A 14009-nucleotide genomic window follows, 5' to 3' on the forward strand; every position below is an offset into this window, starting at 1 on the left:
ATTCACTCTCCTTTAACGCTTTCAAACACAACACCATGCGCAATCGTTGGAATCGTTTCCTTCTGTTGTATCATCATGGGGCTTAATAGAGCTCCAGTTGCAACGACAAAAATTCTTTGTAAATTCCCTTTTTGCATTTCACGCAATAAATGGCCGTATGTTACAACAGCTGAACAAGCACAACCACTGCCCCCTGCAAACACTTCTTCTTGATTTGAATTGTAAATCATTAATCCACAATCATTGTATACATTCCCCAAATCATACCCTTCCTCAAGTAAAAGTTGTTTCGCAATTGGTGTCCCAACAGCCGATAAATCACCAGTAACAATAAGATCATAATCAGCTGCACTTCTTCTCAAATCTTCAAAATGTTGTTGAATTGTATGAGCAGCAGCTGGTGCCATCGCTGATCCCATATCTAAAGGATTAGCAATTCCTAAATCTTGCACTTTACCAATTGTTGCTGCTGTTATTTTAATTGCACTCTCCTCATTGCTAATTAATATTGACCCTGCTCCGGTAACAGTTGAGTTTGCTGTCCCTGGCTTTTGTCCTCCGTATTCTGTTGGGGAACGAAATTGCCTTTCAGCCGTCGCATTATGACTACTTACTGTAGCTAAAATACGATTCGCAAATCCACCATCTATAAAAGCTGATCCAATCGCCAAAGTTTCCATTGACGTCGCACAAGCGCTGAACATCCCTAAAAAAGGAATACCATACTCACGAGCAACATAATTTGCTGTCACTGTTTGGTTTAATAAATCTCCCGCTAAAAAGAAATCAATTTGCGATTTTTTTATATTCCCTTTTTGCATCGCTTGTTGAATTGAGTCTGACATTAACCTTCGTTCAGCAAGTTCCCAGTTTTCCTCTCCGCAATGTAAGTCAGAATATGAAATATCAAAATCCTTTCCAAGAGGGCCTTCAGCTTCTTTCGGACCGACAGCAGTACCAGTTGCATTCACGAAGATATCATTTTGAAATACCCACGTTTGCTTTCCTGTCAATCTCATACCCACCCCTCCTTTAAGACATTAAAATTTGAAATGTATATCTTATTAATCCGATAATGTATGCACCGACGACTCCAAATACAATGACACTTCCTGCAAGCTTAAAAATGTTAGTAGCGATTCCTAGAACAATCCCTTCACTCCTATGTTCTAGTGCGGCACTCGCCATAGAATTCGCAAATCCAGTAACTGGTACTGCTGATCCCGCTCCAGAAAACTGCCCGATTTTATCATATACACCACACCCTGTTAAAATCGCCGACAATAAAACAAGCGTTGCAACTGTCGGATTTCCTGCCTCTTGTTCACTAAAGTGAAAATAATGTATATAAAATTTCATCAATATTTCTCCGACTGTACAAATGAGCCCACCTACAAGAAATGCCTTCACACAATTTAGCAAATAGTTTGGCTTTGGATGGTACTCCTTCACTTTATTTATGTAATCATCTTTCAGTTTTCGCCTTGTCATATATATTGCCTCCTACTTTACGAAATAAATCCAGTGAAACAATGAGCCTATTACTTTTCCAAGTACAAGAGCAACGAGTAAAACAACAATTTTCCCCTCTACCCCGACTCGTTTCGCTAAAATAGGTAAAACATTTAATACTTCTGTTAATGCCGCAGCAAGCATTCCAATGAATGTGCCACAAAATAACCCTAATATTACAAGCCAATATTGCGATGTTTGAAATGTAATGTTTTTCAAACTACACCAAGCCCCAGTTAAAGTACCCGCAATGACAGCCCACTCAAAATATTGAATATGCTTTCCACTTCTCGTTAATTGAGCTAAGCGCGGGATAATACCGAGAACAGCTAAAAAGGCAACATATCCGCTACCTACTGCAATCCCGCCAGCTAAACCAATTAATATAACAAACCCACATTCAATCATCGGCAAGCTGTTTCGTGTTATCCTTGTTTTCATTAACAATTACATATTGATCAAGCGACTGCTGATATTGAAACATCTCAACTTCTAACGGACTAGGCTCTTCATTAATTCGCTTTTGAAATACATGATTAAAAAATAAAACCATACCTAATCCAAGACCTACTGAATATGGAACTTGAAATAATAGTGGTTGCTCCTTAAACTCTCCAGTAATCATGTAATATAACCGTTGATGTACTTGTTGCATACTTACATCTTCATGGAAATAAATGATCGCAAGGGCCGCTCCAATGAAAAGTAACAACCATACAAGTCCGAAGAAAACCGGATGCACTTTCTTTTTTTCGTATATAATTTCAACAAGAGTTTGTCCAGAACCAAGTAAATTAATTTGTATGTGAGCCGCTTTTTGTTGAATAATCTCAATCACTTTCATAACATCAATTACAACATGCGTCTTATCATGTGCTGTTATTTTGTAGACTATCTCATTTTGTAACGACTCAACTACAAAAGAATCTCCGGCAAGTTGAGCAACATCGCTCAGCTTTACTTCATACGTAGGAGACACTTTTAAGCGATTGCGCATTTTAATATAAATTGTTCCTTCCAATTTCCATTCACCCCTTCACTCTTCCTCGTAGTTGTAGTATGGTTATTGAATTTTTTTCTAATACAATTTTTTCATAAAAAAACATCTGTACCGCTTCGGTACAGATGTTTTTAGCTTATGCCTTTTTCTTAAATAAATTTGCAATACTTAATGCAAGTCCTCCCCAAATGACTACCATACCTATAACCATCATCATAATCGCTGATCCACTCATCATGAAACACCTCGGTCCTTCCATTCTTTTTCAAGCTGGACAGAGTCTGAATGTATTTGTGCATTCCATTTTTTCAGACCAATAACTAACGCGACTAGAAGGAATGCTGCCGCTATCGACCAACCATACGTTACAACAAACTCTGTTGGATAACCTCCGTAGTTCTTTTTAATGTTTTGGATTGTACCATCAATTAACATATACCCTAACATAAGTGGAGTAATAACGAGTAAACTCACTCTCCAAAACGTTCCTAACTTTATATCAGATACAAAGTTTGCATGATTTTGATAAACTGGTAAACGGCGCAAGATTAGTCCTATTGTAACTACTTCAACGAGTGCAATTGTAATCAATCCAAAATTGTTAGCGAAGTAATCAACAACATCTAGGAACATAAGTCCACCACGTGTTGCAAAAACAAGAGAAACTAATACTAATAGCGTTCCCATAATTCCAATCGTCTTTTGACGACTCAAGCTGAATTTTTCAGATACAGCGGCAAAGCATACTTCTGCAAGTGAAATGAGTGATGTAATTCCAGCAACAGTTAGAGATAAGAAGAATAATACACCAAATAACGGCGACATCGGTAACTCATTAATAATTTGCGGGAATACTACAAATGCAAGTCCTACACCAGCACTAGCTACTTTATCAACCGGTACCCCCATGTTATTCGCCATAAATCCAAGAGCTGCAAAGACACCAATACCTGCCAATAATTCAAATCCTGAATTTGCAAATCCTGTAATAAAAGCATTATTTGTTGTATCTGAGTTTTTCGGTAAATAACTAGAATACGTAATCATAATTCCGAATGCTAAAGATAAACTAAAGAAAATTTGACCGTAAGCAGCAAGCCATACTTTCCCATCAAAAATACGACTCCAATCTGGTTTAAAAAATGCATCTAGCCCCTGCATCGCACCTTCCATCGTCACTGCACGAACAACGATAATAAGGAACATAACAACTAGTAAAGGAATAAAAATACGGTTAACAACTTCGATTCCTTTTTTAACTCCTTTAAACGCAACACCAAGCACAATAATCCAAACGAGAGCTAACGGAATTAATACTTCTGGTACGAGCCCCCCGAATTGTCCTGGCTTATCTGCAACATGTAAATATTCTTTAAATAAAAATGATTGCGTGTCTTTCCCCCATGCTCCAGTAATTGCAAAGTACGTATACGAAATAGACCAAGCAATGATTACAGCGTAATATGTTGAAACAATAAATGTCACACACATTTGCCACCACCCAATAAATTCAGCACGTCGATGAATACGGAAGAATGTAAGTGGCGCCGAACCACGATGACGATGCCCAAGAGCAAACTCGAAAGCTAACAATGAAATACCAGTCGTTAATAATGCAAATAAGTACGGTAAAAAGAATGCGCCTCCCCCGTTTTCATACGCTGTATAAGGAAAACGCCATATATTCCCTAGTCCAACAGCGGAACCGATTGCTGCAAAAATAAATCCAGCCCTAGTTCCCCATTGTTGCCTCGTTTCCATGTTTCCTTCCCCCTTTGTGACAAGTTCATACTTGGATTATAGTTTAAATTAACTAAATTATCAATAAATTCTGTAAATTTTTAGCGATAGTTGGAATCTTCTCCTTTTCGTGACAATAAAAAAAATCGAATAGATAGCTATTCATCTATTCGATCTTTCATCTGTTTTAATATTTTCTTTTCAAGTCTTGAAACTTGTACTTGCGAAATGCCTATGCGCTCCGCTACTTCTGATTGGGTTTGGTCTTTATAATAGCGCAAATACACAATTAGCCTTTCTCGTTCATCCAATTCTCTAATTGCTTCTTTTAAAGCAATTTTATCAAACCATTTCGTTTCCGATTGATCTGCAATTTGATCTAAAATAGTAATTGGATCTCCGTCGTTTTCATACACAGTTTCATGTATCGACGAAGGAGCACGACTCGCTTCTTGCGCCAGAACAACTTCTTCCGGCGTTAGTTCAAGAGCCTGTGCTACCTCATTAATCGTTGGAGCCCTTCCAAATTCTTTCGAAAGCTCGTCTCTCATCTTTCGGACTTTGTTTCCTGTTTCTTTTAAAGATCTACTTACTTTCACTGATCCATCGTCACGTAAAAATCGTTGTATTTCACCGATAATCATTGGAACTGCATATGTTGAAAATTTCACGTCGAAAGATAAATCAAATTTATCTACCGATTTTAAGAGTCCAATACATCCAATTTGAAATAAATCGTCTGGTTCGTATCCTCGATTAAGAAATCGCTGTACAACCGACCATACGAGACGCATATTACTTTGAACGATTGTATCTCTCGCTTGTTGATCTCCATCTTGACTTTTTTGAATTAACGCTTTTAGCTCGTGGTCCTTTAACTGAGGTTTCTTCTTCTCATTTCTGACCTCTATGTCCATTGGCTATTCTCCTTAATTGCATAGAGCGTTACTATTTGATAAGTATTTTGTCAAATGGATTGTTGTCCCGAAAGATTCGTTTGAAATAACTTCTACTTCATCCATAAAATTTTCCATGATAGTAAATCCCATTCCGGAACGCTCTAATTCAGGTTTAGTTGTAAAAAGGGGTTGTCTTGCTTCATCTAAGTTAAAGATACCAATCCCTTCATCTCGAATCGTGAGTTTCACCATCGCTTCTTCCAAAATCACTGAAATATAAACAACACCTTCTGCATTTCCTTCATACCCATGAATAATTGCATTTGTAACCGCTTCTGACACAACTGTTTTAATCTCTGTTAGTTCTTCCATCGTCGGGTCTAATTGCGCAATAAAAGCAGCTACCGTAACACGAGCGAATGATTCATTCTGACTTAACGCTGAAAATTGAAGGTTCATTTCATTTCTCATCTACGCCACCCCCAACGTCGCGAGCGCATGCGCTTCACTTTCTTCTAAACGAACAATTTTGAATAGACCTGACATTTCAAATAAACGTTTAACGGGCGGTGAAATTGCACAGACAACCATCTCTCCACCTAATCCCTTTACATGTTTATATCGGCCTAATATAACGCCTAAACCAGAACTATCCATAAATGTTAAGTTCTCTAGGCTCAAAATAATATGATGAACACCATGTGTCTCAATCATATCTGTGACTTTCGTTCGCAACTCTTCAGCAGTATGATGATCTAACTCGCCCTCTAGCCTCACACATAAGACGTCACGTTTTACTTCTAAATGCATGGAAAGACTCACACGATTTCCTCCTTATGCTCAAACTTTACTCATTAACATAAGATTTTCGTGATATAAAATCAGAATCCTTCCTACTGACAAAAGAAGAACTATTTCGTCATAAAGTGAAACCTTTCAGCAATTATTTCAGTAAATACGAACAGAAAAACATCAAAATTCCCGCCGCTATTTTGATGTTGAAAACATCCCAAAACTTCTTTTAAATAACTCCCACCAGCTCGCTGCCTCAACATCTTCTTTCGCTACAATTGTTTGTTTTAATAAAACATCTTTATCTCTTTTAATAACAAGTGTGCCAAGTGCATCACCTTTTTTAATCGGTGCCTTCACTTTCTTTTCAGCAATCACTTCTTGTTTAACTTTGTCCATATTTTCGCCCTTCTTCATAAGAAGAGACACATTGTCTGACGCAACTAAATCTACTTTTTCTTCCTTACCTTTTCCTACTTGTACAGTCTTAATTTTCTCACCACGTGTATACAATTTCTTTGTCATGTATTGTCCAAATGCATAATCAAGAAGCTTCGTTACTTGATTGTTCCGCTCTTTTGATGTAGGTGCTCCCATTACAACTGAAATAACACGCATACCATTTTTCTCAGCCGATGCCGTTAAACAATATTTCGCTTCTGTCGTAAAGCCTGTTTTCACTCCATCTACTCCAGGATAAAAACGTACTAGCTTATTCGTATTAACAAGCCAAAACTTCTTATCCGTATTTTCACGTAAATAGTCTTCATATTTACCTGTGTATTTTCGAATAAGTGGATACTTCATCAACTCTTTCGCCATAATAGCCATATCATTCGCTGTAGAATAATGATCTTTGGCCGGAAGACCTGTCGGATTTTGAAAATGTGTATTTTTCAATCCTAGATCTTTCGCTTTTTTGTTCATCATATTTACGAAACCTTCTTCTGAACCAGCGATATGCTCAGCTACTGCAACAGATGCATCATTTCCAGATGCAATTGCAATGCCCTTTAACATTTCATTTACAGTCATCTCTTCCCCAGGTTCTAGAAAAATTTGTGATCCGCCCATTGAAGCTGCGTGTTCACTCGCTCTAACTTTATCGTTTAGTTTTAGTTTTCCTTTTTCAACTTGTTCCATAATTAATAGCATTGTCATAATCTTTGTCATACTAGCAGGTGGTAACTTTTCATTCGGATTTTTATCAAACAAAACTTTACCTGTATCTTGCTCAATTACGATCGCTGACGACGCTTGTTCCGCTAACTTCGGCGCGGCTTCTTCTGTTTTCTCCTGCTTCGTTTTCTCAGATTGTGCGAAACTAACTGAAGTACCAGAAAGCAATAACATGAAACAAACAAGTATTCCAAAAACTCGCTTCATGACTAACCCTCCATTCTATATCAAACTTATTTTTTCCAATTTATACATTTTTAATACCATATTTTTCTATTATTTTCAGTTGACAAATAAATTCATTGCCTATATTGTATTAAGTGTATTACACGTAGTAGTACACTTAATACTCATCAGGAAGGAGACATTGCTCTTGCATATTCAACTTGATCCAAGAAGCAACACTCCGATATGGGAACAAATTGTTCAAAATATAAAAGAGCTCGTACTAAAAAATATGTTAGCTCCAAGTGATAAACTTCCTTCTGTACGCGAGCTTGCTTCTTTACTCGTTATAAATCCAAATACAGTAAGTAAAGCTTATCAAGAATTAGAGCGACAAGGGATTATTGAAACATTACGAGGAAAAGGAACATTTGTAGCCCAATCGATTACCCCAACATTAGACGAAAGGAAAATCGCTATGGTTGAAAAGCAATTTCATCAATTATTACTAGAAGCCTCTTATCTTGGGATTACGAAAGATAAAATTCATGATTGGATAGATTCATACTACAAGGAGATTGGAGGAACTACAGATGTTGAAAGTGACAAGCTTGAAGAAAACAATTGATAACCAAACGATTTTAGAAGATGTTTCTTTCACATTACAAAAAGGTAGTATCGTCGGATTGCTCGGAAGAAATGGCGCAGGGAAAACAACTTTATTACGAACGATGGTCGGCATTTTAGACCCCGATGAAGGAACTGTTACATATGAGGGTACAGATGTTCATATGCATCCTGAAATTAAACAAAGAGTTGTATACGTTCCAGATTCTACTAACATACTGAACGGATATACAGTGAAGGAAATCGTAAAGTTTTATAAAGCGGTTTATACAGCATTCGATGAACAGTATTTTTATGAAATATTAGAACGTTTTAATTTACCAAACAAACGTATTCGTAGTTACTCAAAAGGAATGAAAGCACTGCTTGCGATCATTTTAGCTTTCGCTGCAAAAGCAGAATATGTCATTTTAGATGAACCGACAAACGGACTTGATCCTATCGTTAAAAGACAGATTCTACAATTTCTCGTTGAAGAAGTAGCAGAAAAAGAAATTACAATTTTCATCTCCACTCACCATTTAGATGAAGTTGAAAAAATTGCCGATACAATCATTATTTTAAAAGGACATACAGTAGATTCTATTACATCACTAGATGATGCAAAATCACGATTTGCCAAAATACAAGTTGCTTATGAACGTTCATTACCTCAAAAACTAGAAAACTTAAGCAATATTAAAATATTAAACCAAACAGGAAAAGTATATACAATCTTAATTGAGGAAAATGTGGCTACAACACTGGAGAAGTTTTATAAAGAGCAACCAATACTCATTGAAGAATTATCAATGTCACTTGAAGATGTCTTCGTTACGACACTTGAGGAGGATGGGTATGTTTCATAAGGCGTTGTGGATGTGGAATTGGAAGCGTGGAAAATACGCTGCGTTACTATTTTTCTTTAGTTCACTTTATTTTTTATCTTTCAGATACTATAGGGAAGCTCAACTACAACTTGCTAATTATTATAAATTGCAAGAAAAGGGAACGTTCTATTACTATTATGCTTTTTTGTCAAATACAGGTAATAGTTTTTGGCTAACTATTCTTATTATTTGTTTAGCTTGTCTATTAATAGGATGGGAACGTAGCAACCAGTCTAATACCCTACTTATGGAAATGCCATTTACAAGAAAAAATATTTTCTTCTCTAAATGGGCTTTCGGTTCATTCTGGATTATAGGGTCTCTCCTTATGAACTGGATCCTTATGTACATTATTTATAGAACAACAATTCATTTTGAGTATCAAACATTCAGTCCATTTCATCGATACTTTCTTTATGCGATTGTTTCTTATGTTGCAGTCTATACAGCTGCATTATGTATCGGTACTTTTACTGGGAGCATTGTTTCGCAAATCTTTTTTTGTATTCCATGGCTGCTAATGGGACTTACATTTACTTCATTATTGTACAATTTTACAATAAACCATTTACAGGCTACAGATAATAGAAATACCAACTTGTATCAACAGCTTGATGAAATCAATCGAAAGACAAATATAGTTGCACCGATATATAACTTCACAATCTATTACCAATATAATCCAGAATCGCACAAAAAAGAAAATGACCCAACTACTTTAAGAGATCCAGCATCTTATACGTATTATTCGGCTAAATCAGTGTTAGTCCCTATTTTGTATACAATATTTTACTTACTACTTGGCGCATATTTATATACACGATCGCCTAATGAAAACACTCAAAAGATATTTATTTTCCAAAAACATTTACGAATATGGATATGGGGAACAACCATTTACTTTGCATTACTAGGTGGCTATAAAATAAATCAATTTAGTTTCTTATTTAACTACTATATCGGTTTGTTTCTCGCTGGAATCATTACTTATGTTGTATTATCACGCCTAACAAATTATAAAGTTTTTTAAAGGAGAGATCCTATGTTTCAAAAAGCACTATGGCTAAGAACGTATCAACAAAGTAAATATGTTGTATGGTTATTTTGGCTCGTCAGCTTCTATACTTTGTCATACAAATACTATATAACATCGATTGAACAAGAATACCTTCTGAAGATGCCAAAAGAAGGGGAATATGTATATCATTACAATTTTGGTTTATCACTTATGGACCCTGTCATCTTTCAAGGTAGCGCACTTATCATTCTGGCCTGTACGTTAATCGGTTGGGAAAGGCAAAATAACTCCATTGATTTCCTTTGGTCTATGCCTTTTAAACGTTCCCACCTTTTTATGACAAAATGGTTGTTTGGTACTTATAACATTGTAGCAGCTGTTAGTATAAACTGGGGACTATTTGCTATTATGAAAAAGTTGACTTTTCATAATAAATATCAAGTATTTTCCCCATTTCATTCTTATTTTATATACATGTTAATTGTATTAATTGCTATTTATACACTTGCCTTGTGTATAGGAACAATAACTGGGAATGTTATTTCGCAAGGATTTCTCACTGCAGCTATATTCATGTTCCCATTATTACTTCCACCACTTATCTCGGGAGTCATCGCTGTTCACTCAAATGTTGACTTTCATGAGAACAATGGCAATATGCATCGTGTTATGGAAAACATACGGATTTCTGGTCCAGTAGAAGAGTTTACTATTCGCTTTAATTACGATCCTCAAAGCGCTTTTACTGATGAGGATGGAGTGCGTCATAATGAACCAAACTTTACAAAAATCCCTTCAGCAAAATTATTGATTGCACCTATCACATATATCATTATTTTATTACCACTCGGTATATATTTATATGTTCGTTCAGTCAATGAGCTAAATGGAAACTTCCTCCTATATCCGAAGTTACAAAAAATAATTATGAGCATTGGTATTTTCGTTATAGGAATAGTTGGTGGTTTAGTCTTAAGTGGAGACAAATCATTACTTAATTTTTACATTGGACTTTTTGGATCAAGCATAATTAGCTATTTTCTTCTATCCAAACTATTGAAATGGAAGTTCTCTTGGAACGCTAAATAAACTCATCATTATCACAATTTTGTACTGGAGGGATTACATGTTTCATAAAGCTTTATGGCTCCATCATTACAAGCAAAGTAAGTACATTCTTTTACTCTTTTCTTGTAGTAGTTTTTGGTTTTTACCTATTAGCTACTTTAATGATTTACAGGTTCAACCAAACGAAGATGGCTATTTCTACTATAGTTTAAATGGGGATACTCTTATCATCCCCTTCATTCCAATTTTCATATTACTCGCCTGTTCATTAATCAGTTGGAAAAGACAAAATCAAACAGACTATCTGTTATTTGCAATGCCATTCACGAGAAAAGAGCTTTTTCTTTCTAAGTGGCTGTTCGGGACAATCGCAATTCTATTCATAATGAGTCTTAATGGCATCTTAATTTATTTCATCCTAAAGATTAATCTTTTTAGCCAATACCAATCTTTCGGGCCAATGCGTACATTATTATGGTATGTTACCATTACATGGATTGCGATTTTTACAATAGCTATTTTTATCGGAACAATTGCTGGGAATGTTATTTCACATAGTATATTAAGCTTAGTTTTCATTATATTACCATCTGGATTAGGCATGTTACTTTTTCATTTTGCTTGGATTCACACAAATGTATCTACAACTGAATTTTCCCTTAAGAAAGCGAATTATGCATCATATATAGAGAATATTGAAGTTTTTGCACCTACTAATAATACTTATATATCTTATACATTTAATCCAAAAGTAAAAGAAGTAGACATTAATAATTTAAAAGAATCAGTTAAGGAGCACCATCAATTTCAACCTATCTGGAAGCTTATCACTCCGATTCTATATATTCTCATCCTTTTACCATTAGGAGTATTTTTATATGATCGGACCCCAAATGAAAATAACGGTAAAATATTACTATTCACTAAACTAAATGGTTTATTTATACCGTGTGTTACAATATGTTTTGCTCTATTAGGAGGCCGGATAACAGGTGGAAAAAGTGATCCGCTATTAAGTTATTACGCTGGGTTCATAATAATAGGACTATTTAGCTATATAATACTTCACTATTTGATAAATAAAAAATTTTTACTTCATACGAAATAACCTCCTCACTAAAAGGAGGTTATTTCACATTCTCTCTCCTATCTCCATACACCCTCTCTTCTTTCATCCCAAATCCATCACCATTTTGCACAATTTGCTCTGTCGGCGCGACTACACTTTCAGCAATTTTCCATTCGCCGCGCTCTTTCACAAATACTTGCAGAAAATAGTTCATACCATTTAATTGATATGCATTTTCTTTTTTCACATTATAGTGCACCGCAATGTAATACACTTGAATATTTTCTTTTCCTGCTTTTGATACGTATTGCGATAATCTTGGAATATACATTGATGCTTTCTGAAATGGCAAGTGCTTCGCTTTAATGAGCGATGAACTTGTTACGTTACGCAATGTGTCTTGATTACGAACATTATCGCTATGATGAAATAATACTGCGTTTTGCATAGAACGAACCCATAATTTCGAATATAAGACAGTATTATCGTTTTCAATGTATTTCACTTCTTTTTGCACGACTTGAATTGGAGTTTCAGCGTATAAAAATGTATTAAAACAAAAAAAACTTCTTAATAAAATGGTAAGTCCAGCAATATATTTCATAATCTTTCCTCCGATCTGTTTAATTAAAGTATCGGAGTTTCAAAATATTTTTATTCAAAAGAAAAAGGATAGGAAAGCTCTCGCTTCCTATCCTCATTTATTATAATACGCGGCCAAATAGTTCTAAAACCATTTCTATCTCTTGGTCGCTCCAACCTTTAAATTTCTCTTTATAATATTCTTTACGCACAGCTTCAAGCTTTTCAGTTACTTCTCGTCCGTTTTCAGTAATTTCTAAGTATACGATACGACGGTCCGAATTTGAACGTTTTCTTTCAACAAACCCTTTTCGCACGAGACGATCTGTTACAGCTGTAATATGACTGGAGGTTACGTTTACTTCACTCGCAATTTGCGAAGCCATCTGTGGACTTTTTAAAAATAACGCACGTAATACAGAAAATTCATTATATGGCATATGCTCTGAAAAACGTGTATTAATATCATTTTGTAATAAACGTATCATCTTTCGAAATGATGCAGATAAATCTAAAATCAGTGTTTCTCTATTTTCGTTCACTAGCCTCGTCCCTTTTTTATCATATTTACACATATTATAATCTATAAATACCTATATTGTATATGCTTTCTTCCCTCAACATTCTCATTTATGTAACTTTTTTCATAAGATTTTCTTTTTTGTTCACACATATACATATAAAAAAGGATGGTGAGCATAAATGCAAAGTGGAATGAATCCGTATTTACATAATATCCGTACGACAAATACTGGTAAAGAAGCTACTATTACTGTACAAGGAGAAGGCATTATAAAGGCAAAACCAAATGTTGTCATATTAACACTGGGCATTCGAACCGATAGTAAAAATGTAAAACAAGCGCAAGAAGAAAATGCAGTGCAATCGAAACAATTGCTTGATGCACTCAAACAGCTAGGTATTGCCGATAAAGATATAGAAACTATTTCTTATACGATTACTCCTCAATACGAATATGTAAATGATAAAGCATTACTACAAGGATACCGTGTGGAGCATTTGTATGAAATTACCGTTTTAAATGTGCAAAAAGCAGGGGAAGTATATGATATAGCCGTTACGAATGGTGCAAACGTAGCAAAAGGATTACGTTTTCGAATATCTCATCCAAATAAATATTATGAGCAAGCTCTCATTCAAGCTCTGCAACAAGCAGTAGACAAAGCTCGTACAATTGCGAGTACCTACAATTTAAATATTAATCCTGTTCCCCTCTCATTCGTTGAAGAATCTGTCCAATTACCACGGGAGATCGCATCATATGCTACTTTGCATGCGCAAGCAGCTCCGCCCATTCAATCAGGAGAACTAGAAATCATTTCATCTATCCGGGCAATTTTTACGTATTTATAAATAAATTCATTTATAAGTAACCGTTATCATTTTCGTTGTTGTAAAAACATGATGTTCTGATATAATAAAGGACGGTGAGCTCTTACATAAGAGATATCACGGGTGGGAGAGGGAT

At 35.4% G+C, this 14009-nt stretch carries 18 protein-coding genes; 6 read left to right on the forward strand and 12 right to left on the reverse strand.

Annotated features, from left to right (window positions below):
- Positions 1-2: 2 nt before the first annotated feature.
- From spoVAD to dacF, 10 genes are all read right to left on the reverse strand, one after another.
- Positions 3-1019, reverse strand: a complete 1017-nt coding sequence (gene spoVAD / locus QCI77_RS20730; protein ID WP_002165116.1) for a stage V sporulation protein AD — start codon at positions 1017-1019, stop codon at positions 3-5.
- A gap of 13 nt (positions 1020-1032) precedes the next feature.
- Entirely contained in the window at positions 1033-1491 is a 459-nt protein-coding gene (spoVAC, locus tag QCI77_RS20735) for a stage V sporulation protein AC (RefSeq protein WP_353825421.1), read from the reverse strand.
- A 12-nt stretch (positions 1492-1503) separates the two neighbouring features.
- The gene (spoVAB, locus tag QCI77_RS20740) at positions 1504-1920 is read right to left on the reverse strand and encodes a stage V sporulation protein SpoVAB (RefSeq protein WP_000568664.1); all 417 of its coding nucleotides are present in this window, start codon (positions 1918-1920) and stop codon (positions 1504-1506) included.
- Positions 1913-2533 (reverse strand): stage V sporulation protein AA, encoded by a 621-nt coding sequence (locus QCI77_RS20745; protein ID WP_044442736.1) that lies wholly within the window; start codon positions 2531-2533, stop codon positions 1913-1915. The genes spoVAB and QCI77_RS20745 overlap by 8 nt, the downstream gene beginning before the upstream one ends.
- Positions 2534-2648: 115 nt before the next feature.
- On the reverse strand, positions 2649-2750 hold the full coding sequence (locus tag QCI77_RS20750; protein ID WP_002094424.1) for a methionine/alanine import family NSS transporter small subunit: 102 nt from the start codon (positions 2748-2750) through the stop codon (positions 2649-2651).
- The gene (locus QCI77_RS20755) at positions 2747-4273 is read right to left on the reverse strand and encodes a sodium-dependent transporter (protein WP_002143036.1); all 1527 of its coding nucleotides are present in this window, start codon (positions 4271-4273) and stop codon (positions 2747-2749) included. Before QCI77_RS20755 ends, QCI77_RS20750 begins: the two co-directional genes overlap by 4 nt.
- 137 nt (positions 4274-4410) lie before the next feature.
- Positions 4411-5169 carry an RNA polymerase sporulation sigma factor SigF gene (gene sigF, locus QCI77_RS20760; RefSeq protein ID WP_002014922.1) on the reverse strand — a complete coding sequence of 253 codons (759 nt, stop codon included), beginning with the start codon at positions 5167-5169 and terminating at the stop codon, positions 4411-4413.
- Positions 5170-5181: 12 nt separating this feature from the next.
- Positions 5182-5622 (reverse strand): anti-sigma F factor, encoded by a 441-nt coding sequence (gene spoIIAB, locus QCI77_RS20765; protein WP_001243400.1) that lies wholly within the window; start codon positions 5620-5622, stop codon positions 5182-5184.
- Complete coding sequence (spoIIAA, locus tag QCI77_RS20770; protein ID WP_002128957.1) at positions 5623-5973, reverse strand: anti-sigma F factor antagonist; 351 nt, start codon at positions 5971-5973, stop codon at positions 5623-5625.
- Positions 5974-6138: 165 nt separating this feature from the next.
- On the reverse strand, positions 6139-7329 hold the full coding sequence (gene dacF, locus QCI77_RS20775) for a serine-type D-Ala-D-Ala carboxypeptidase DacF (protein WP_113769796.1): 1191 nt from the start codon (positions 7327-7329) through the stop codon (positions 6139-6141).
- A gap of 166 nt (positions 7330-7495) precedes the next feature.
- On the opposite strand from dacF, the gene QCI77_RS20780 reads away from it, so the two are divergent.
- The 5 genes from QCI77_RS20780 to QCI77_RS20800 are packed head-to-tail and all read left to right on the forward strand — an operon-like array spanning position 7496 to position 11977.
- Positions 7496-7915 carry a GntR family transcriptional regulator gene (locus QCI77_RS20780; RefSeq protein WP_105589648.1) on the forward strand — a complete coding sequence of 140 codons (420 nt, stop codon included), beginning with the start codon at positions 7496-7498 and terminating at the stop codon, positions 7913-7915.
- Positions 7881-8762: an ABC transporter ATP-binding protein gene (locus tag QCI77_RS20785; protein WP_113769797.1), complete on the forward strand. Its 882-nt coding sequence runs from the start codon at positions 7881-7883 to the stop codon at positions 8760-8762. The genes QCI77_RS20780 and QCI77_RS20785 overlap by 35 nt, the downstream gene beginning before the upstream one ends.
- Positions 8752-9813: an ABC-2 transporter permease gene (locus tag QCI77_RS20790; protein ID WP_113769798.1), complete on the forward strand. Its 1062-nt coding sequence runs from the start codon at positions 8752-8754 to the stop codon at positions 9811-9813. Before QCI77_RS20785 ends, QCI77_RS20790 begins: the two co-directional genes overlap by 11 nt.
- Positions 9814-9825: 12 nt before the next feature.
- Positions 9826-10890: an ABC transporter permease subunit gene (locus QCI77_RS20795; RefSeq protein WP_113769799.1), complete on the forward strand. Its 1065-nt coding sequence runs from the start codon at positions 9826-9828 to the stop codon at positions 10888-10890.
- A 37-nt stretch (positions 10891-10927) separates the two neighbouring features.
- Positions 10928-11977 carry an ABC-2 transporter permease gene (locus QCI77_RS20800; RefSeq protein WP_241875755.1) on the forward strand — a complete coding sequence of 350 codons (1050 nt, stop codon included), beginning with the start codon at positions 10928-10930 and terminating at the stop codon, positions 11975-11977.
- A gap of 19 nt (positions 11978-11996) precedes the next feature.
- On the opposite strand, the gene QCI77_RS20805 is transcribed toward QCI77_RS20800, so the two are convergent.
- Entirely contained in the window at positions 11997-12542 is a 546-nt protein-coding gene (locus tag QCI77_RS20805; protein WP_113769801.1) for a hypothetical protein, read from the reverse strand.
- 100 nt (positions 12543-12642) lie between these two features.
- The gene (locus QCI77_RS20810; protein WP_002088468.1) at positions 12643-13062 is read right to left on the reverse strand and encodes a MarR family winged helix-turn-helix transcriptional regulator; all 420 of its coding nucleotides are present in this window, start codon (positions 13060-13062) and stop codon (positions 12643-12645) included.
- A 160-nt stretch (positions 13063-13222) separates the two neighbouring features.
- Between QCI77_RS20810 and QCI77_RS20815 the strand changes: the two genes are divergently transcribed.
- Positions 13223-13894: an SIMPL domain-containing protein gene (locus tag QCI77_RS20815; protein ID WP_002014931.1), complete on the forward strand. Its 672-nt coding sequence runs from the start codon at positions 13223-13225 to the stop codon at positions 13892-13894.
- Positions 13895-14009 lie beyond the last annotated feature (115 nt).

Origin of the sequence: Bacillus cereus group sp. MG9 (genome assembly GCF_040459995.1) — a bacterium.
GTDB lineage: Bacteria > Bacillota > Bacilli > Bacillales > Bacillaceae_G > Bacillus_A > Bacillus_A mycoides.